We start from the raw sequence: 22483 nt of genomic DNA on the forward strand, positions 1-22483 counted from the left end.
TCATTTTCAATCGTCTTATGGCAAAAAATACATCTATCATCATAAAGGGGGCACGCGTCAATAATCTGAAAAATATTGATGTGGAAATTCCCCGCAACAAGCTGGTCGTCATAACCGGACTGTCCGGTTCCGGCAAGTCCTCGCTCGCATTCGATACACTCTATGCCGAGGGGCAACGGCGCTATGTGGAAAGCCTCAGCAGTTACGCCCGCCAGTTTTTGGGACGTATGAGTAAGCCCGAATGCGATTTCATCAAGGGTATCCCCCCTGCCATTGCCATCGAGCAGAAAGTAAGCAGCCGCAATCCCCGTTCCACCGTAGGCACTTCTACCGAAATCTACGAATACCTGCGCCTGCTCTACGCCCGTGTGGGACGGACTTTCAGTCCGGTCAGCGGACAGGAGGTAAAGAAACACTCCACCGAGGACATCGTGAACTGCATGCTCCGACAACCTGAGGGAACACGCTATACCGTGCTCACCCCGATATTGCTCCGCGAAGGACGTACCTTGCAGCAGCAACTGGAAATAGACTTGAAGCAAGGGTTCAACCGACTGGAAGTGAACGGAGAAATGGTGCGCATTGACGAGTATCAGCCTAAAGACGGTGACACCGTATTCCTATTGGTAGACCGCATGACGGTTTCCGGCGAGAAAGATGCCGTCAGCCGCCTCACCGACTCCGCCGAAACCGCCATGTACGAGGGTGACGGAGCCTGCCTGCTGCGTTTCTACCAACCGGACGGCACTACCAGCCTGTACCGTTTCAGTACCAAGTTCGAGGCGGACGGCATCACGTTTGAAGAGCCCAACGACCAGATGTTCTCGTTCAACTCCCCCATCGGCGCATGTCCGGAATGCGAAGGCTTCGGACGTGTCGTGGGCATCGACGAACATCTCGTCATCCCCAACCGCTCCCTTTCCGTATACGACGGCGCCGTGGTGTGCTGGCGCGGCGAGAAAATGGGCGAATGGAAAGACATGGTGATACGCGGTGCGGAGAAAGCCGGCTTCCCCATTTTCACTCCCTACTACCAGTTGACCGACGAACAGCGCCGCATGCTGTGGGACGGAACCCGCTACTTCGAGGGTATCAATGCTTTCTTCAAAATGTTGCAGGAAAACCAGTACAAGATACAATACCGCGTTATGCTGGCGCGTTATCGCGGCAAAACCCTTTGTCCCAAATGCCACGGTACAAGGCTGAAGCCCGAAGCCGGTTATGTACGGGTGGGCGGACGCAGCATCTCCGAACTGGTAGACCTGCCCATTACCGAACTGAAAGTGTTCTTCGACAACCTGAAGCTGGACAAGCATGATGCCGACATTGCCCGCCGCATCCTTATAGAAATCAACAACCGCATCCGCTTCCTGCTGGATGTAGGTTTGGGATACCTCACCCTGAACCGCCTCAGCAATTCGCTGTCCGGCGGTGAAAGCCAACGTATCAATCTGGCAACTTCCCTGGGAAGCAGTCTTGTGGGCAGTCTCTACATTCTGGACGAACCGAGTATCGGACTTCACAGCCGCGACACGGACAAGCTGATACACGTCTTGCGCCAACTGCAACAGTTGGGCAATACGGTGGTCGTGGTGGAACATGACGAAGAAATCATCCGGGCCGCCGATTATATCATCGACATCGGTCCCAAGGCCGGACGTCTGGGCGGCGAGGTTGTCTACCAGGGAGACATGAAGGATTTGCAAAAAAACAGCAACAGCTACACCGTGCGTTATCTTCTGGGCGAGGAAACCATTCCCGTGCCCGAAAGCCGGCGCCCGTGGAACCAGTATATTGAAATCACAGGCGCCCGCGAGAACAATCTGAAAGGCGTGGACGTACGCTTTCCGCTCAATGTAATGACCGTAGTCACCGGCGTATCGGGTTCCGGTAAAAGCACACTCGTACGCGACATCTTCTTCCGCGCCCTCAAACGCGAGCTGGACGAATGCACCGACCGACCGGGCGAGTTTGCCTCTATCAGCGGAGACCTGCGAAATCTACGCAACGTAGAGTTTGTAGACCAGAACCCTATCGGCAAGTCCTCGCGTTCCAACCCCGTAACCTACATAAAGGCCTACGACGAAATACGCAAACTTTGGGCAGAACAGCCCCTCGCCAAACAAATGGGCTATACCGCCGGCCATTTCAGCTTTAACAGCGAAGGCGGCCGCTGCGAGGAGTGCAAGGGCGAAGGAACCATCACCGTAGAGATGCAGTTCATGGCGGACCTTGTGCTGGAGTGCGAATCCTGCCACGGCAAACGCTTCAAGGCAGATACGCTGGAAGTGAAATTCCATGATGTCAATATCTACGATGTACTGGAAATGACCGTTAACCAAGCCATTGAATTCTTCACCGGACACGGACAGAAGAAAATCGTGAAGCGCCTGCAACCGCTGCAAGATGTGGGGTTGGGATATATCAAACTCGGCCAGTCGTCCTCTACCCTCTCCGGCGGTGAGAACCAGCGCGTAAAACTGGCCTACTACCTCAGTATGGAGAAAGCCGACCCTACGCTATTCATCTTCGACGAGCCTACCACCGGCCTGCACTTCCACGACATCCGCAAACTGCTGGAAGCCTTTGATGCACTGATACGCCGCGGCCATTCCATCGTTATCATCGAGCATAATATGGACGTAGTGAAGTGTGCCGACCATGTTATCGACCTCGGCCCCGAAGGCGGAGACAAAGGCGGCTATATCGTGGCAACCGGTACACCGGAAGAAGTGGCGGCGTGTGCGGCAAGCTACACAGGGCAGTTCCTAAGAGAAAAACTACAATAACCAAACGTACAATCCCGTCAAAAACGTCCCGTAAGATAGATTAATCCGTCTTACGGGATGTTTTTTCATCCCACGAAACAAAAAATCGTCTCCTAAGACGAAACAAACCATCTTAGGAGACGAAATCAGATATTGTGCAAAAAGAGCTTTTTCTTTTTTAGAAGTAGAAACCGAATCCCACTTTCAACCCGAATTCCGAACGGTCTTTATTTATATCCCAATAAACGGCAGGCTCGATAGTGACCGTACGCGACAGGAAGAAAGCATAACCGCCCTCCATGCCGAAGCCGAAACGGGTTTTATCGCCACCGTCCCAGTTGTAACGGTTCAAGTTTACATCAGCTCCCAGAAATACGCCAATCTTGTTGAAATAGTAGCGTCCGCCCACACCCAACGTATAGACATCCGTTCCGCCGCCTTGCCACGTAGCGCCGGCATCCAGCAGCAAAGCCACGTTATCGATTAAAAAAGCACCACCCTTGACCTCAAGACCGAAATGAGCCTTATCCGTTTCCGTATTGTAGGAAAAATTAAGTCCGGTAACGGAAGGGTTGACGAACCACTTTCCTTTTTCAAACTGCGCGTGGGCAGCCACTGTGCCAATAAGCAGGCATACGATCAATGCAAGTCTTCTCATCTTGTTTTCGTTTTTAAGTGAATAATTATTTTCGTTCTATTTTATCTTCTTCACGGCGCTTACGCTGCAACTCCTCTTTTTTGCGCAGCACCAGCCACAACGCCAGTACGATGACATACGAAGCGATTACGGTTACATATTTCTCCATATTGCTGATTTCCGTATTGCGCGGCAGGAAATACGCCGCGGTGGCAGAAACATAAATAAGCAGGGCTACGGTCAGCCCGGTAGATTTCTTGAGTTTCTTCATCGGTTTAAGAGTTTTTTAGTCTGTTTGTCTTTTCTTCCATAGCACGAACCATACCAGAGCTATCGCCACACCGGCTGCTCCTATGCCGTAGGATGCCGGATGCGACAGGCCGAAACCTTCGGGCGCTATACAGATATACGTTGTACAGACACAGGTCATGAAGAGGGCAGGTATCAGCGTCAGGAAATACAGCTTTCTTGCACGCACCAAATACACTGTGACAGCCCATAGGGTAAAGACAGACAAGGTCTGGTTGGCCCATGCAAAGTAACGCCATATCATATCGAAACCGTCCTTATCGCGCAGGCTGTACAGCAACAGTCCGATAGCAGCCAAAAACATCGGTATGCAGATATATAAACGGCGGCGCATCGTTTTTTGTTCCATCCCCAGAAAATCTGCAACGATAAGCCGTGCCGAACGGAAAGCGGTATCGCCGCTGGTAATGGGGGCTGCAATCACACCCAATATAGCCAGTACACCTCCGATTGTTCCCAACCAGTCTTTCGTAATGGCATCCACAATGACGGCGGCATTCGTCTCCGCCATTCCGTTTTCATGGAAGAAGCAAGTAGCGGCGGCAGCCCAGATAAGGGCCACGATGCCTTCGGTAATCATGGCTCCGTAGAATATGGGACGACCATGACGCTCGCTCGTCATGCAGCGTGCCATCAAGGGGCTTTGCGTGGCATGAAAACCGCTGATAGCCCCGCACGCGATACTGACAAACATAATGGGAAATACAGGCAACGCCGAAGCGTTGGGATGGGTATTCTGCAATCCGTCCCATACTTCCGGCAATGCCGGATGCTTCACGTAGAGCATAACCAAAATGCCCACCGCCATAAACAGCAGCGCAATGGCAAACAGCGGATATATCTTGCCGATAATCTTATCCACCGGCAACAAGGTGGCAAGTATATAATAGATAAAGACCACCACAATCCAGAAAACGGTGTCCAGCGTTTCCGGCGTCAGGCTGGCGAGCAGTCCGGCAGGACCTGCCACAAACACGGCTCCCACAAGTATCATCAGGACAACGGTAAATCCGCGCATCACCTGCTTGGTAGTCACGCCCAGATAACGGCCTATAATCTCCGGCAGGCTCTCGCCCCCGTTGCGCAACGAAAGCATTCCTGCAAAATAGTCGTGCACCGCTCCGGCAAAAATACTTCCGAACACTATCCACAGATAGGATGCCGAACCGAATTTCGCTCCCATGATTGCACCGAAGATAGGTCCCAGACCTGCGATATTCAGGAACTGTATCATAAAGATTTTCCACGTAGGCAGCGGAATATAGTCCACCCCGTCGGCTTTGGTAATAGCAGGAGTCTTGCGGTCGTCCGGCCCGAATACATGTTCTATAAAGCGTCCGTAGATGAAGTAACCTGCAACCAACGCCAGCAGGCAAAGCGTAAATGTAATCATGGCGTGCTAATGTTTAATGTCCAGCAAGTGTTAATAATGTATTTTATGTATGCAAATGTAACGGTTTCTAACTAAACTACGCAATTTTATCAGGTGATTTACGTATCTTCGCCGTGAAATATAACAGAAATAAAGAAGTAAAAAGGAATTTGTTTCACCGCAAAGGAGAAATCATCATTTACCGAAAACAAGACAGCAACATGAAGAAATCAAGCCTTATACTATTATATATCTTCTGTCTTCTTCCCCTTGCCGCCCAGCGGCCGCCCAAGCACGAGGTACGCGCCGCATGGGTCACAGCCGTCTACGGACTGGACTGGCCCCGCACCCGCGCCACCACGCCCGAAAGCATCCGCAAGCAGCAGGACGAACTCGTAGAGATACTGGACAAACTGAAAGCCGCCAACTTCAACACCGTACTGTTTCAAACCCGTACGCGGGGCGATGTGCTCTACAAATCGTCCATCGAGCCTTATAACTCCATCCTGACAGGAAAAACCGGCGGCAACCCCGGCTACGACCCGCTTGCCTTTGCCGTAGCCGAATGCCACAAACGCGGTATGGAATGCCACGCCTGGATGGTGACCATTCCTTTGGGCAACCGCAAGCATGTCGCCGCCCTCGGCAAGGCATCGGTCACCAAACGCAAACCCGCTATCTGCGTACCTTATAAACGCGAGTATTTCCTCAATCCCGGACATCCGCAGACCAAAGAATACCTGATGAGCCTCGTCCGCGAAGTCGTGGAACATTACGATGTGGACGGCGTGCATTTCGATTACCTGCGCTACCCCGAACATGCCCTGCGATTCTCCGACAGCTATACCTATAAGAAGTACGGCAACGGACGCGACCTCGCGCAATGGCGGCGTGACAATATCACGGAAATAGTCCGTTATCTCTATAAAGGCGTCAAGGCGCTGAAGCCCTGGGTAAAGGTGAGCACCTGCCCCGTGGGTAAGTACCGCGACACCGCCCGCTATCCGTCGCGCGGCTGGAATGCGTTCCACACCGTCTATCAGGACGTACAAGGCTGGCTGGGCGAAGGCATACAGGACCAGATATATCCTATGATGTACTTCCGCGGCAACGGTTTCTATCCTTTCGCCCTCGACTGGCAGGAGCAAAGCAACGGGCGGCAGATTATTCCCGGACTGGGCATCTATTTCCTCGACCCCGGCGAAGGCAACTGGACTGTGGACGAGGTGGAACGGCAGATAAACTTCACCCGTGCACACGGCCTGGCGGGCGAAGGTCACTACCGCGTGAAGTACCTTATGGACAATACGCAAGGGTTGTATGACATACTTCAAGAGAACTACTACACCGCCCCCGCCCTGCAACCCGCCATGCCGTGGATAGACAATGTGCCGCCAACCGCCCCCACGCAACTCAACGTCGGGAAGCTGGCCGACGGATATTGGAAAATCACCTGGCAAGCCGCCACTGACAACGATAAGCGGAATGCGCCGACCTATGTAGTCTACGGTTCCGATACGTATCCCGTAGATACCGCCAACCCGGAGAATATACTGGCGCAACGCATACAGGGAACCGAATACATATATGCCCCTATCCGCCCCTGGAACACCTGGAAATACTTTGCAGTTACCGCCGTAGACCGTTGCGGCAACGAAAGTCCCGTCTGCCAATAGGAAACACAAAGGCAATGCGTTTATAATCAAAAGGATGCATGTACCAAAAGAATTCCTTATTTGGTACGTCTCGTACCTGACTGTGGTACGACGTGTTTCTTACCATGGTAGGACGTGTACCTTAGTAAGGTACTTGACGTACCAAGCGGCAGGTACATCAGGTACCAGCCACTTGAAATATGCATCAACAGCAAGAATCATATCCGGACATACGCTCTGTAACAACTTTTACCTGTAACGGGCACTAACGGCAGATAGCCGGAAGCAAGTCTGCCCTGCTCCACCGTCAACGGATAATCGTGCATATCCTGTTCGTGCCGTGCACGCAATGTTTCATTATCGGGAACGTATTCAACAGCAAAACATCCCTTACTGCCGGGAGTCACAAACCTGTCGTAAAACAAGCGGGCTACAACACCCATATTCATACGCATGTTTATCTCCACGCAAGGATGCACACGATAGCCGTCCTCCTTGTCTGACCGGCAAACCATCATATCCACCCCCAGATAGCCGGTATACGTGTTCCCATAGATTGAGGCCAATTCCGCACGCAGCGCTTCGCGTATACCCGTCAACTTCTCAAGGGACAGACAGCACGCGATGCTTTCCTCTATCTGTCCGTCCGATGCAAGCAGATTGCCCGTATAGGCGCCATGCTCATTGGTGGAGAACACGGAATAGCCCGCAAAGCGCACTTCGCCCTGTCCGTCCGAATAGAACTCAAGGGCAAAATCCTTCACCTTATTATATATGGGTTCTGCCGTAAGCCCCCCCTGCTCTCTCAAAACCCGTTCACACCAATTGGAGACGGGCTTCGTAAACCCATGCAGACACCAGTTCAGTCCCTTTCCGCTACCCGACCAGGGTACTTTGAGCAGGCAGGCGTGCATTGCATTCACCGTGCGTTCACAATCCGCAATATTGTTTAGGAGCGTATGTTCGCCGCAGGTGCATTCGGGATAGCGGTCCGCCATGCGCCGCGTCACCGCCACGGCCTGCAGACGGGAAGAGAGCAGTCTGTATTCCGCAAGAAGTTGGGGAGAAGGCAGTCTGTCTTCACGAACTCCCCCTTTCAGAAAGAACCTGCGGATGGCAGGATTCCAGCCCCACGGCACAATTCGGGCTTCGGCATAATCGGGCAACTCAGGCTCGGTGGCCAGTTGCACCTGCAACCCGAAGAGTTCCCGCATCCGCTTCAAGAAATCCGCATTGTAAGCGGAAGGCGCCAGTACCGCACTGCCCGGAGCGGCATACCATATCGGCAGCAAAGCCATGTCCTGCGCCATACGGCGGGCGGAAGCCGGGGCTATGTAATTCGCTTCGTTATTGGCAAGCGCAAGGTCTGAATCCGGATTGAAAAGATATAGTTCCATCGATTATAGTTCATAATTATTCGGAACTGCAAACTTACAGAGAAAAAGAACAGCATACAAATATATAAAACTTAACTATGAAATAAGATATTTTGCTATCTCTACTTTGCAATTCTATAAAAAAGACGTATATTTGTCGCCCGATAAACCGAATTTAAAGCATGGAAGCATTTTACCGAACACACGCTTATCTGGTAGAGCATACAAATGCCCCCGTTCGCCGCGACCTCATGGATGAGATTGACTGGAACGACCGTCTTATCGGTATCAAAGGCACCCGAGGCGTAGGCAAGACCACATTCCTGCTGCAATATGCCAAAGAGAAATTCGGTACCGACCGCTCCTGCCTCTTTATCAACATGAACAACTTCTACTTCTCCGGTCACAGCCTGGTAGACTTCGCTTACGAATTCCAGCGCCGCGGCGGAAAGGTATTGTTGATAGACCAGGTGTTCAAGCACCCCGACTGGAGCAAGGAGCTGCGCTTGTGCTACGACCGTTTTCCCAATCTGAAGATTGTATTCACCGGCTCGTCCGTGATGCGCCTGAAAGAGGAAAATCTGGAGTTGCGCGACATTGCGAAAAGTTACAACCTGCGCGGTTTCTCCTTCCGTGAGTATCTGAACCTGCAGACCGACATGAAGTTCCACGCCTACTCACTGGAAGAAATCCTGAGCAACCACGAACAGATAGCCAAAGGCATTTTGTCCAAAGTACGCCCGCTGGACTATTTTCAGGACTATATGCACCACGGCTTCTACCCTTTTTTCCTCGAAAAGCGCAATTTCTCGGAGAATCTGCTGAAGACGATGAACATGATGGTGGAAGTGGACATCCTGCTCATCAAACAAATAGAGCTGAAATATCTGTCAAAGATAAAAAAATTACTATATTTGTTGGCGGTGGACGGCCCGAAAGCGCCTAATGTGAGCCAATTGGCCAACGATATACAGACATCCAGAGCTACGGTGATGAACTACATCAAGTATCTGGCCGACGCACGGCTTATCAACATGGTATATCCTAAAGGAGAAGAATTCCCCAAAAAGCCGTCGAAGATAATGATGCACAATTCCAACCTGATGTACTCCATCTATCCCGTAAAGGTGGAAGAGCAGGATGTGCTGGAAACGTTCTTTGTAAACACCATGTGGAAAGACCACAAAGTGAACAAAGGCGACAAGAACATTTCGTTCATGGTGGACGAAGTGATGCCTTTCAAGATTTGTCAGGAAGGCATGAGGATCAAGAACAATCCGGGAGTGACGTACGCATTGCACAAGGCAGAGATAGGCCGGGGCAATCAGATACCTCTCTGGCTGTTCGGCTTCCTGTATTAGATTTACAGACAAAGAGTTTTTTTTACTTAATAAATTCAATTTAGTTATGACTAAACAGAAGAAATTCATTACTTGTGATGGTAACCAGGCTGCTGCACATATCTCGTATATGTTCTCGGAAGTAGCTGCCATCTATCCTATCACACCCTCTTCTACGATGGCTGAATACGTAGACGAATGGGCTGCCGCAGGTCGTAAAAACATCTTCGGCGAAACAGTATTGGTACAGGAAATGCAATCCGAAGGCGGTGCTGCCGGCGCCGTTCACGGTTCTTTGCAAGCCGGTGCGCTGACTACAACGTACACCGCTTCACAAGGTCTGTTGCTGATGATACCGAACATGTACAAGATTGCCGGTGAATTCCTGCCTTGCGTGTTCCACGTATCCGCACGTACTTTGGCAAGCCATGCGCTGTGTATCTTCGGTGACCACCAGGACGTAATGTCTGCACGTCAGACTGGTTTCGCCATGTTGGCCGAAGGTTCTGTACAGGAAGTTATGGACCTGGCGGGTGTCGCTCACCTTTCTACTATCAAAAGCCGCGTACCGTTCGTTAACTTCTTCGACGGTTTCCGTACTTCTCACGAAATCCAGAAGATTGAAATGCTGGAGAACGAAGACCTCGCTCCGCTTATCGACCAGGAAGCATTGGCTGAATTCCGTGCACGTGCACTGAACCCGATGAACCCGGTTGCCCGCGGTATGGCCGAAAACCCCGACCACTTCTTCCAACACCGCGAATCCTGCAACAACTACTACGAAGCTGTTCCCGCTATCGTAGAGGAATACATGAACGAGATTTCCAAAATCACAGGCCGCAAGTACGGTTTGTTCGATTACTACGGTGCAGAAGATGCAGAACGCGTAATCATCGCTATGGGTTCTGTAACGGAAGCTGCCCGTGAAGCCATCGACTACCTCGTTGCCAACGGCGAAAAGGTTGGTTTGGTTGCCGTTCACTTGTATCGTCCGTTCTCTGCCAAGCACTTCCTGGCTGCCGTTCCCAAAACTGCCAAGAAGATTGCCGTACTCGACCGTACGAAGGAACCGGGTGCTAACGGCGAACCGTTGTACCTCGATGTAAAAGACTGCTTCTACGGCACGGAAAACGCTCCGGTTATCGTAGGCGGCCGTTACGGTCTGGGTTCCAAGGATACCACTCCTGCACAAATCATCGCAGTTTACAAGAACCTGGCTATGCCGATGCCGAAGAACCACTTCACTATCGGTATTGTGGACGACGTTACTTTCACTTCTCTTCCTCAGGAAGAAGAAATCGCATTGGGCGGCGAAGGCATGTTCGAGGCTAAGTTCTACGGTTTGGGAGCCGACGGTACAGTAGGCGCCAACAAGAACTCGGTTAAGATTATCGGTGACAACACCGACAAGCACTGCCAGGCTTACTTCTCTTACGACTCCAAGAAATCAGGTGGTTTCACTTGCTCTCACCTGCGCTTCGGTGACACTCCGATCCGTTCTACATACTTGGTAAACACTCCGAACTTTGTGGCTTGCCACGTTCAGGCTTACCTGCACATGTACGACGTAACCCGCGGTCTGCGCAAGAACGGTTCATTCTTGCTGAACACCATCTGGGAAGGTGAAGAGCTGGCTAAGAACCTGCCTAACAGAGTAAAGAAATACTTTGCACAGAACAATATCTCCGTTTACTACATCAACGCAACTCAGATTGCACAGGAAATCGGTTTGGGCAACCGTACCAACACCATTCTCCAGTCTGCATTCTTCCGTATCACAGGTGTAATTCCTGTAGAGCAGGCTGTTGAGCAGATGAAGAAATTCATCGTCAAGTCTTACGGCAAGAAGGGTGAAGACGTAGTAAACAAGAACTACGCAGCCGTAGACCGTGGCGGCGAATACAAGACTCTGGCTATTGACCCGGCATGGGCTAACCTGCCTGATGATGCCAAAGCAGAAAACAACGACCCCGCATTCATCAACGAAGTGGTTCGTCCTATCAATGCACAGGACGGTGACTTGCTGAAAGTATCTGCATTCAAGGGTATCGAAGACGGTACTTGGGAACAAGGTACGGCTAAGTACGAAAAACGCGGTGTGGCAGCTTTCGTTCCCGAATGGAATCCTGAAAACTGTATCCAGTGTAACAAGTGTGCTTACGTTTGTCCTCACGCTTCTATCCGTCCGTTCGTACTCGACGCTGAAGAGCAGAAGGGTGCTGAGTTCGCTCAACTGAAAGCAGTAGGTAAGGCATTCGAAGGCATGACATTCCGTATGCAGGTAGACGTTCTCGACTGTCTGGGTTGCGGTAACTGTGCCGACATCTGTCCGGGCAACCCGAAGAAGGGTGGCAAGGCTCTTACCATGAAGCATCTTGAAAGCCAACTGGCAGAAGCTGCCAACTGGACTTACTGCGTGGAAAACGTGAAGAGCAAACAACACTTGGTTGACATCAAGGCTAACGTGAAGAACTCTCAGTTTGCAACTCCGCTGTTCGAGTTCTCAGGCGCTTGCTCCGGTTGCGGTGAGACTCCGTATGTGAAACTGATTTCCCAGTTGTTCGGTGACCGCGAAATGGTTGCCAACGCTACCGGATGTTCTTCTATCTATTCAGGTTCCGTTCCTTCTACTCCTTATACAAAGAACGAAAAGGGTCATGGTCCTGCTTGGGCTAACTCACTGTTCGAGGACTTCTGCGAATTCGGTCTGGGTATGGAGCTCGCTAACGAAAAGATGCGCGCACGTATCGTGAAGACTATGGAAGAAGCTATTGCAGCGGAAGGTACTCCGGCTGAATACAAGGAAGTATTCCAGGCTTGGATTGAAAACATGTACGATGCAGACAAGACTAAGGAACTGGCTGAAAAGATCATTCCTATGGTAGAAGCTGCCAAGGACAAATGCGATTGCTGCAAGACCATCGCCGGTCTGTCTCAATACCTGGTTAAACGCAGCCAGTGGATCATCGGTGGTGACGGTGCTTCTTACGACATCGGCTACGGCGGTCTCGACCACGTAATCGCCAGCGGTAAGGACGTAAACATCCTCGTCCTGGATACTGAGGTTTACTCCAACACAGGCGGTCAGTCTTCCAAGGCTACTCCGGTAGGCGCTATCGCCAAGTTTGCTGCTGCCGGTAAGCGTGTACGCAAGAAAGACCTCGGTCTGATGGCTACTACTTACGGTTATGTATATGTTGCTCAAATCGCTATGGGTGCCGACCAGGCTCAGACTTTGAAGGCTATCCGCGAAGCAGAGGCATATCCCGGTCCGTCACTCATCATCGCTTACGCTCCGTGTATCAACCACGGTTTGAAGGCTGGTATGGGTAAGAGCCAGGCAGAAGAAGAGAAAGCCGTTAAGTGCGGTTACTGGCACTTGTGGCGTTACAACCCGGCTCTGGAAGCTGAAGGTAAGAATCCGTTCACGCTGGATAGCAAAGAACCGGATTGGTCGGGCTTCCAGGACTTCTTGAAGGGTGAGGTTCGTTACGCATCCGTAATGAAACAATATCCGCAGGAAGCCGAAGAGCTGTTCAAGGCTGCCGAAGAAAACGCTAAATGGCGTTACAACAGCTACAAGCGTCTGTCCAAAGAAAACTGGGGCGCTGAAGTTGCCGAATAATTTCAAGAATTGAAATAATACTAAAATAGAGACTGCTCCGCAAGCCGGATGCAGTCTCTATTCGTTTATAAAGGAAAGAATGAATATATTGTGATTGGTTTATTATCCGGATAAGCTAAGGATGTTTTATCCTTTCCGTTTCAGAAAATCCGTGGGGCTCTCACCGAACTGCTCCTTATAGCATTTCGTGAAATAAGACGGTGACGAGAAACCTACCTCATAGGCAATCTCGGCCACATTCATATCGGAGGCGGCAAGCAAGGAAGCGGCTTTCTTCAGGCGCATCCGGCGCAGCAGTTCATTGGGGGAATAGTTTGTGAGCGACTTCAGTTTACGGTAAAGCTGTACACGGCTCATCCCCATATCACGGCCCAAATCCTCAACATTCAGTTCCGGATCTTTCATCTTCTCCCCCACCAGAGTCTTGAAGCGGGTAACGAAGTCCTTGTCAAGTTCGCTGACAGATTCTTTCTCTATCGACTGGTTATCACCGAAAAACTGTTTCAGCTGTTTGTGGTTGGCTATAAGATTTCTGATGCGCGAAAGCAGCAGTTGCGAATTGAAAGGCTTGGATATGTAAGAATCCGCTCCACCGTCATAGCCTTGAATACGCTGTTCGTCGAGCGAGCAGGCAGTAAGCAGGATAACCGGAATATGGCAAGTCTGCAATTCCCCTTTCAGACGACGGCAGCACTCTATCCCGTCCATGCCAGGCATCATGACATCGGAAACAATCACATCAGGCACGTATTTCATGGCAAGACGAATGCCTGTTGCCCCATCCGCCGCATCCAGCACACGGAATTCCTTAACAAGCAAAGACTTCACATAATGGCGAATATCGGCATTATCATCAATGACAAGCACAATCGGACAATCTTCTTCCAGAACCTCATCCCCTGATTGGATTTCCGCATCCACCAACGTAGACGAAATCTCTTTCTCATCGGCAGCCAATGCCGGTACGGCAGGATGATACTGCGATATATCCCGCTTCGGAAGAGTAACGGTGAAAGTAGTTCCTTTCTCATTGCTGTGCGCCATGATATTGCCGCCATGCATTTCCACAAAAGCACGCACCAGGGCAAGACCGATACCTGTACCGGCCTGATGTCCGTCTACCTGATAGAAGCGTTCAAAAATGACCTCTACATCAGTGGTAGAAATATAGCTGCCCGAATTGAATACCGACAAACGGAAATGGTTGTCTTCCGCTTCGAGGCGTACCACAATCTTTCCATTCTCCTGCGTGTACTTCACCGCATTGGAAAGAAGATTGAAGTAGATACGTTCCATTTTCCCGGCATCCGCCAGCATTCGATAGTCTACTCCGGAAGCCGGTTCAAAGCTGAAAGCGATATGCTTCTTAAGCAGAGCCATACGAAACGAATCATTCCACCCTTTGAAGCTCTCCAGCAAGTCGAACGGTTCAAGATGCAGTTCCATGCGTCCGTTCTCGACCTTGCGGAAATCGAGAATCTGATTGACGAGGCGCAGAAGTATATGCACATTCTTCTTCATCAGCTCCAGCAGTTGATGTGACTGTCCGCTGATAGAACGATCGGCAAGAAGTTGCTCCACAGGGTCGGCAATCAGGGTCAACGGTGTACGGAAGTCATGGGAAACGTTGGTAAAGAACACCAGCTTGGCATGCGTGGCAGCCTCCAGCTCGCGCGACAGTTGTTCCAACTGGTTTTTCTGCTGTTCCAGTTGGTCGCGTTGCTGCTCCAATTGCTCTTTCCGGCGGGAAAGTTCACGGTTCAGCCGGTTCTTTGTACGCAAGGAAAGATAAACGGCAACCAACAATCCCACAACCAGCAGAAGTACCAGCAGACTGCCGTACAGAACAACCTGCTGCGTGGCATAGCGTGCCAGGTATCGGCTGATTTTTCCGTTCAGGGTTTCAATCTTCTCATCGAGTGAACTGATGTGGGCAGTCTGCATCTTCATGATGGGCGCATTATCACGGTCCACTACCGAAGTGCTCAGAATCGTTTCACGGGGAAAGTCCCGTTTATTCAGAATATCCATCGCAATCTGCATCACACGGTCTCCGCCTGTGGGATAGATAAATGTCGCATCCAATTCGCCCGAAAGCACTTGCTCCACCCCATAGCCTTCGCCGGGAATGGCGTCTGTGCCGACAAAGCGCATTCCCTTCTCCCTTTTCCGGCGCATGGCGGCTGCATAGGCGCCGGCAGCCATACGGTCGTTTTGAGCATAGACCACATCAATTTCCGGAAAGCGGGCGAGCAAAGTATCCATTCTCTCTTCCGCCCGCGAACGCAGCCAAGCCCCGTCTTCCTTTGCCAGCAGACGGATGTCCGGGCAAGCGGATATGACGCTCATAAATCCTTCATGGCGGTCTATGGCAGGAGTAGAACCCGCCAGTCCCGCAATTTCCACCACCGTACCTTTCCCATGAAGCATATTGGACACATACCTGCCTATCGCCTTGCCTATTTCGTAATTGTCCGCACCGACATAAGCGGTGTATTTTTCGGAAAGGATTCTGCGGTCTACCACAATAACGGGAATACCCCGGTCGTAGGCTTCTTCTACAACCGGGGTTATGGGTTCGGCTTCATTGGGAGCGACTATCAATAAATCCACTCCCGCCTCTATAAAGTGCCGGATATCCTCCGCCTGCCTGGCATTATCATCTTTCACTGTACGTATCTCCACTTCTACGCCATCGTAGAAAAGAGCTTCACGCAACATCTCGTTATTCATCTGGTGACGCCACTCGTCATCGCTGCATTGCGACACTCCGATACGGAAACGTACTTCACGCCGGGAACAGGAAGTCACCATGCCGCTGCATACCGACAGAACAAACAGTAACAGGTAAATATATCGTCTCATCTTCTTTCGCTGGTTTAAGTGATTGCAGATGAGCAAAGATAAGAAAAATTATATTCTGTCTTTCAATATTTGCGGTAATTCCGGCATCGCCCCGCTCTGCGTACATACATAAGCGGAAACTTCCACTGCCAGCTTATGAGCCTCCTGCACCGGTTTGCCGCTAAGAATAGCCGAAGTAAAGGCGGCGGTAAACGAATCGCCTGCACCTACCGTATCGGCAACGGGCACTCTCGGAGTTTCCTGGAAAGATACAACTCCCGGAGTAAACACATAGCTGCCGTTCGTGCCGCAAGTAAGAATAAGCATTTTCAAATTGTATTTGGCAAGAAGAATCCAGCACTTATCCTGCAAGTCTATACCCGGATAGCCGAATATACGGCTGATTGTCACCAGTTCTTCATCATTTATTTTTAACACGTTGCAACGGCGCATGGAGTCACAAAGAATCTCTTTGGTATAAAATCCCTGACGCAGGTTGATATCGAATATCTTCAACTGTTCCGCACCATCGGGCATGGTATCGAGAAAACGGTTTATCGTAATGCGGCTGGCCTCATTGCGCTGCGCCAAAGAGCCGAAACATACGGCGCGCGTGTTCAGGGCCAAACGTTTCAACTCGTCCGTAAAAGGTATATTGTCCCATGCAACCCCTTCCTTTATTTCATAACAAGGCACCCCCACCGCATCGAGCGTCACCTGCACCGTACCTGTAGGATAAGGTACACGCTCAATCTGTGTACGCAAGCCTTTCTGCGCAAAAACATCCAGTATTTCATCACCGTCGGCATCAATACCTACTGCACTGACTACACGGCTGTCAAAACCGAATTGTGATACATGATAGGCAAAGTTTGCCGGAGCACCGCCGATTTTCTTTCCTTCGGGCAGGCAATCCCAAAGCGCCTCACCCATTCCTACTACAATCTGATTCATGGTAATTAATTTTATAGTTTTACATATTATCATCGTTACTACAAAGAACGGAAAAAGGTCAGCGTTTGATTTTCATCATATAGAAAAACAAATACAGTACCCCCACCGTCATCACAGCTACCGCACCGCTTTGACCGATAGCATCACTTGCCACACCCATAGCAAGCGGGAATATCGTACCGCCAAACAAACCCATAATCATCAGTCCGCTAACCTCGTTCTTCTTCTGCGGCATTGCCAGCAACGCCTGCGAGAAAATAATCGGGAAGATATTCGAATTGCCGAAACCAATCAGAGCGATACACACATATATCATTGTCATCTCATGGAAAACGAACAGCCCTACCATTGCCACCAACATACATAACACACTGATTCCGAAGAAAGTTCGAGCAGACAGTTTCTGCAAAATAAAAGCTCCGAGGAAGCAACCTGCCGTACGGAAAATAAAATAAAGACTTGTTGCGAATCCGGCATCGGCAAGCGACATGCCCAAACGTTCCATCAATATCTTGGGTGCAGTGGTATTTGTACCTACATCGATACCCACATGGCACATGATGCCCAAGAAACAAAGCAGTATGAACGGCTTTCCCAACAAAGCAAGACATTCGCCGAAAGTAGAAGGACGCCCTTCTTCCTTTTCCTCATGAATAGATGTAGTGCCCAGCCACAGGATAGCGACAACCGCTATCACCATATAAATGGGAAACAGCACTCGCCAGCCCATCCCCAACGAAGGGATAGCCTGTGTAGCCCCCCACATGGCTATATAAGGAGCGAGGAAAGAAGCGATAGCCTTTACAAACTGTCCGAAAGTCAGCGAGCTTGCCAACCGCTCGCCACTGACGACATTGGAGAGCAGCGGATTGAGCGATGTCTGCATCAGCGCATTGCCGATACCCAATAGCGAAAACGAAATCAGCATCAGCGCATATCCGTCTCCAAAAACTGGAAGCAACAAGGATGCAAAAGTCACGGCCAAACTGAGAAGCACCGTTTTCTTGCGTCCGATGCGGTTCATCAGCATACCCGTGGGCACGGAGAAGATAAGGAACCAGAAGAATACAAGAGAGGGGAATATATTTGCCTGGGAATCGGTCAGGTTCAAATCAGCTTTCACATAGTTGGAAGCGATACCTACAAGGTCTACAAACCCCATGGCGAAGAAGCAAAGCATCATGGGAAGCAGCTTTGCAAGCGAATTACTATTATTGTTCATAAGATATCGAAATTTAGTTGTTAACTTTTAAAGTATTTACTGTCAGGTCGTTGACTTTGCAACGCCCTTTATCTACAGCAATGGAAATAGTAGTGTAAGGATGCTGCGGAAATACAAGGTTTGTCATGGCAAAACGTCCGTCACCCTCGAAAGCTTCGATGCTGCAACGGTCTATAAACAGACGCAGGCGTTGCTTGGCTTCTGCCGGACACGGAGCTACTGTTATGGCAGGAAAGTCCTTATTGAAATCCGTAAGTCCGCTTGCAGTACGGTCCATGCTGAATGTGGAGTTCTTCAAGTCGTAAATCATTACAGTCTGTTCATCCTTATCATTGGACAACGTAATGTATACTTTATCGGCCGAGCGGGGAGCCAGTTCGAGATTAATCTCACAGATACCGCTGTTTTCGACCGGTAGTTTCCGGGATACCTTCTTTGTTCCGGCGGAGAAAGCGCCGTATTTCAATGCTTTGCCCGTACGCAATGCGTTTACTTCCGGTGCAGGCGTTGCGGCCAGATAAAGTTCGCCGTCACTGCCTTCGTACAATTCAATGTCGCGCGGCAATGTGTTGGCACTACGGAACTGTTTGGTAGGCACGTTGTTGGCATATTGCCAATTGCTCATCCAGGCAATCACGGTATGCCGCTTTTCGGGCGTATTACTCCAGGATACGGCAGCATAATGGTCTTTTCCGTAATCCATCCACTTGGCTACTTCGGGCTTGGTATCGCAAGTAAAGGTTTTCCCGTCAAAATCGCCTACAAAATACTGTGCCGCACTGCCTCCGAAAGGACCGCCGGGATTGATATTGCAAATCAGCACCCATTTGGTACGGTCTGTTCCGCGCACGGGCAATTCCATGAGGTCCGGACATTCCCATACACCCTCCTGCGCACCATATCCATGTCCGAAACTGCTCTCCTTTGTCCAGTTCTTTAAATCGGGAGAGGAATATATCCACATTTCCTTTTCCAGTGCAGCCGCCAAAACAAGAATCCATTTGCCGCTCTTTTCGTGCCAGAACATATTCGGGTCGCGGCACTCCTTATCGGCGGCAATGATAGGATTGTTTTCATAAACATGGAAAGTCATTCCGTTGTCCAGACTGTATGCAAGGCTCTGTATCTGACTGGCACCGGCTGAAGTATAGATGGCAATGATGGCATCCTTTCCGAAACCTGCCGTATTATCCTTATCAACCACACTGCTACCGCTGAACACAGCGCCCAATCCGTTGGGTTGTATGGCTACCGGATGATGCTGCCAGCTTATCAAATCCTTGCTGGATGAATGTCCCCAGTTCATATTGCCCCACATAGAGCCGTAAGGATTATACTGATAATACAGATGATATTCTCCATCTTTATAAAACATACCGTTGGGGTCGTTCATCCAACCATAGACAGGAGTGTGATGATAGAACGGACGGAACACTTCTCGGTTGGCATCATCAAACGTATCGGAAAGTTTCAGGTCGTTCCAGCAGGCATCGTCCATAGCATCGCGCACATTCGAGCGACTGTTACCGGTATGCACGTCCATAACCACAGCCTTACCTCGATACGGTTCCAGTAAGAACGGCACAATGTAGTCCACCTTGTTCACTGCCAAACGCACTTGAAAAGACTTTTCCACCTTATTATTCACCAATACATTAACAGTTGCTTCCGGAGCCGTTTCCTCCACCGGCAACAAAAGATATTTCTGTGGTTGTTTTACTTGAATCAAGCTGTGATTGGCACCAAGGTAGTGAATTTTCAGTCCGTTGCTACCTTGGGCATGAATCATTCCAACAGTTAGCATTATAGTAGCCACACTAATCAATTTCTTCACATTCATAGTACTGTATTTTTATGATATTAAAATTAAGTTATTTACCCTATGCACGTTGCAAAGATAGGCACTCATGTATCAAGTGCCTATCAGAATTGTTTCAAAATCTCCCAATATTGAAACATGACACGGATTATTTGTATAAATTATTGCTCCACTTGAAGGTTCGGCTTAAGGACGTTATGCACACTCCATTCTTTGAGTGAGGCAAGTTTGTATACCAAAGTCACACCTATGCATAATAAGTGTTCTCGTCTCCATCTTGTGTCGAGGCTATACAAATACTCGCAGAACCCCTGTAAATACAGTGAGCAGTTTTCTCTTCAAATATCATTGATTTTAATATTTCTTCCACATTAGTAGAAGTCAATCTTACTTGCAACTTAAACTACATAATTTATTCTTGACAATTAAAAAAATAAAATTAAACTAGCACGAACTCTTATAATACTGAAGAAACAGAATAGAGGCTTTATGAAAAAGACTATTCTATTCCAGCCAAATAAGTAATGGTGTTTTTAGTTAACAATTCTATTTGATCTTGATACATGTTTGCACCTCCATTTTGATTCCACTCATAAGCCGCTAAACCTATAGCTATGCAAGTACCTTTGCATTCATCGGTGGGATGAAATTCTACCATACCTGCGCAGCACCAATCCGTAACGTGTCCCCAGGTGGCCAATACGGTAGCCTGGTTCTCCTGTTGGAAAGCATCAACAGGATTGCCTGCATCAGGATAGATAGCAGGATAATTGAATCCATTCAAGTCCCACATACAATTGTGATCTTCGCGTATTCCAGGACCTATCAAAGCGAAAGTAGGATGTGAGAAAGCGTCGCAAGCAGGCATACCTGCAAAAGCCGGATGAGTCGTATGATTTTGTTCCATGCCTATGTTAGCATTTATACTCCAAATATCAGATCCTGAACTCCCCTCTCCATTACCAAATATATTCGGATTACGCTCCGTACGTCCCAATGGAACAATATACTGGGTGGCATGATTGGTCAGCAACAGTTTACCACCAGCATTATAATAAGATTTCAGAGCATAAACTACATTTTCAGAAAGAATTACGTCAGGTAACTGCTGCCAACCCACAGCTAAACCGACTCGGTCAATATGCAACCAGATAATTTCAAACTGAGCCAAATCGGTAGTTGTAACTTCATCTGGAGTCAGAACCACACCGTTAACAAATTCTTTCTTAAACCAATTATATGACGCTTTTTCATCATCATCTTCAATCATATCTGCATCTTCAGCAACTACAATGTAAGCAGCTTTGGTGTAATTTTTTTCTTCTTGTTTATAATTGATTTTAGTCTCATCTTCAACGCAATTTAGCACTTCTGTATCTTCGCTTACGTAAAGCACACACGCACTTGTTTGGTTATCAATGCTACAGTCGGCAAAACGATTATTTCTTCCTTCAGGTACTACCACGGTAATAGGATTCTGTATACTGGAAGCCCATTCGCATTGAATCTGATTACTCACAAAATGATTTGCATCTCCTTTTAAACGAATGGCACCATAATCAGCCTCCTTACCGCGTAACTGGTCATTGTCATTCAGCACGAGTTTAAATAAGTTTTTTGAAAATTGGTTATGAGAACCGTTTACTTCCATTACACCAACATAAGCACTTTCCAATGTGTTTTCTGTAACGTTAATTCGGTTACAAGCATTTAATTGCAGTGCACAATCTCCTCCCTGCAGCAGTTGGTTATGAGCAAAGAGCAAATTTGTTTCATTAGATAGGTTACAGGACGTACCGCTTTCACCTGAAGAAAAAGAACTATCGGATATAGTATTCTGTATTCCGCCTAACATAACAAGTCCGTTATTCACTTTGGAGACTCTGCAGTTGGTAATAACCATGGCATCTGCCCCATTTGTTTGAATGCCTGTTTCAAAATTTTCAATCGTCAGATTGGTCAAACGGATTCTGTCATTATCATGTTTCACGTGTATGCCTACCCCTTGCCTTTCGTTCTCTTTACCCGTAATCAGCAAATTCTCAATTTCTACTCCGCTGATACGGTTTCGATGTCCATCCACATCTGCTATTGGGGCAAATTGAATGGCACATTCCATATTGTTTACCAGGAGCTTTGCCTTTTTATCCTGAATTGAAGCACTATTTCCGTTTTCTTCTCCTTTTAGCGTAACAAAATTACGGGTCAACAGTATTGGACTGTCCAAACGGTAGGTGCCTTCCGGAAAGAATAATACGCCTCCTTCGGCAGGCATGTCTTTTATCAATTTGTTAATCAAGTCCGAACAATCGGTGCTTCCATCTGAAGCTAGTCCGTATTGAGTAACATTGATTATTTTCTGATCTGCACATTCGCCACACAGTGTGTAAGTATCATCCGAATTACAAGCACTTGCAGCAAGTACCCATAATCCTACCGTAAATAACGTGAGTTCGAAATAAAATCAAAAAATAGCAAGTTGTCCGTCATTGACAAAATTTACGTCAATGGCGGGCTTCTTTTCAAAAAAGCAGTATGCCGCGATAGCCGACAAGGAGTTGG

At 49.0% G+C, this 22483-nt stretch carries 13 protein-coding genes and 1 pseudogene; 4 read left to right on the forward strand and 10 right to left on the reverse strand.

From position 1 onward, the window contains the following. The first annotated feature begins 17 nt into the window (after positions 1-17). Positions 18-2789 (forward strand): excinuclease ABC subunit UvrA, encoded by a 2772-nt coding sequence (gene uvrA / locus H8S52_RS05925; RefSeq protein WP_117902887.1) that lies wholly within the window; start codon positions 18-20, stop codon positions 2787-2789. 157 nt (positions 2790-2946) lie between these two features. Here the strand turns inward: uvrA and H8S52_RS05930 are convergent, their stop codons facing one another. Genes H8S52_RS05930 through H8S52_RS05940 form a run of 3 tightly spaced genes read right to left on the reverse strand, consistent with a single transcriptional unit; the run spans position 2947 to position 5107 of the window. Then, the gene (locus H8S52_RS05930; RefSeq protein WP_005657737.1) at positions 2947-3426 is read right to left on the reverse strand and encodes a hypothetical protein; all 480 of its coding nucleotides are present in this window, start codon (positions 3424-3426) and stop codon (positions 2947-2949) included. A gap of 25 nt (positions 3427-3451) precedes the next feature. After that, positions 3452-3676, reverse strand: coding sequence for a hypothetical protein (locus tag H8S52_RS05935; protein WP_186909463.1), 225 nt, complete (start codon positions 3674-3676; stop codon positions 3452-3454). Positions 3677-3691: 15 nt separating this feature from the next. Further along, positions 3692-5107 carry a carbon starvation protein A gene (locus H8S52_RS05940; protein WP_022103602.1) on the reverse strand — a complete coding sequence of 472 codons (1416 nt, stop codon included), beginning with the start codon at positions 5105-5107 and terminating at the stop codon, positions 3692-3694. 200 nt (positions 5108-5307) lie between these two features. Here H8S52_RS05940 and H8S52_RS05945 point away from each other — a divergent pair, with 200 nt between their 5' ends. Beyond that, on the forward strand, positions 5308-6762 hold the full coding sequence (locus H8S52_RS05945) for a glycoside hydrolase family 10 protein (RefSeq protein WP_186909464.1): 1455 nt from the start codon (positions 5308-5310) through the stop codon (positions 6760-6762). 197 nt (positions 6763-6959) lie between these two features. Here H8S52_RS05945 and H8S52_RS05950 read toward each other — a convergent pair whose 3' ends face one another. Next, positions 6960-8138, reverse strand: a complete 1179-nt coding sequence (locus H8S52_RS05950) for a hypothetical protein (protein ID WP_186909465.1) — start codon at positions 8136-8138, stop codon at positions 6960-6962. Between the two features lie 161 nt (positions 8139-8299). Between H8S52_RS05950 and H8S52_RS05955 the strand changes: the two genes are divergently transcribed. Then, entirely contained in the window at positions 8300-9478 is a 1179-nt protein-coding gene (locus tag H8S52_RS05955; protein WP_016661454.1) for an ATP-binding protein, read from the forward strand. A gap of 46 nt (positions 9479-9524) precedes the next feature. After that, on the forward strand, positions 9525-13082 hold the full coding sequence (gene nifJ, locus H8S52_RS05960) for a pyruvate:ferredoxin (flavodoxin) oxidoreductase (RefSeq protein ID WP_060385286.1): 3558 nt from the start codon (positions 9525-9527) through the stop codon (positions 13080-13082). Between the two features lie 126 nt (positions 13083-13208). Here the strand turns inward: nifJ and H8S52_RS05965 are convergent, their stop codons facing one another. The 6 genes and pseudogenes from H8S52_RS05965 to H8S52_RS19915 all read right to left on the reverse strand — a co-directional run. Further along, a complete protein-coding gene (locus tag H8S52_RS05965; RefSeq protein WP_186909466.1) occupies positions 13209-15947 on the reverse strand; it encodes a substrate-binding domain-containing protein in 2739 nt (912 codons plus the stop codon). A gap of 48 nt (positions 15948-15995) precedes the next feature. After that, positions 15996-16880 carry a carbohydrate kinase gene (locus tag H8S52_RS05970; RefSeq protein ID WP_016661457.1) on the reverse strand — a complete coding sequence of 295 codons (885 nt, stop codon included), beginning with the start codon at positions 16878-16880 and terminating at the stop codon, positions 15996-15998. A 58-nt stretch (positions 16881-16938) separates the two neighbouring features. Further along, positions 16939-18102 (reverse strand): MFS transporter, encoded by a 1164-nt coding sequence (locus H8S52_RS05975; protein ID WP_005657755.1) that lies wholly within the window; start codon positions 18100-18102, stop codon positions 16939-16941. A gap of 13 nt (positions 18103-18115) precedes the next feature. Continuing rightward, complete coding sequence (locus tag H8S52_RS05980; protein ID WP_255469980.1) at positions 18116-19942, reverse strand: DUF4980 domain-containing protein; 1827 nt, start codon at positions 19940-19942, stop codon at positions 18116-18118. A gap of 478 nt (positions 19943-20420) precedes the next feature. Beyond that, complete coding sequence (locus tag H8S52_RS05985; RefSeq protein ID WP_186909469.1) at positions 20421-22304, reverse strand: DUF4960 domain-containing protein; 1884 nt, start codon at positions 22302-22304, stop codon at positions 20421-20423. Between the two features lie 81 nt (positions 22305-22385). Then, positions 22386-22483, reverse strand: a pseudogene (locus tag H8S52_RS19915) (IS982 family transposase); the annotation flags it as partial.

The sequence above is a fragment of the Bacteroides sp. NSJ-48 genome (assembly GCF_014287405.1).
In the GTDB taxonomy this organism is placed as follows: Bacteria; Bacteroidota; Bacteroidia; order Bacteroidales; family Bacteroidaceae; genus Bacteroides; species Bacteroides stercoris.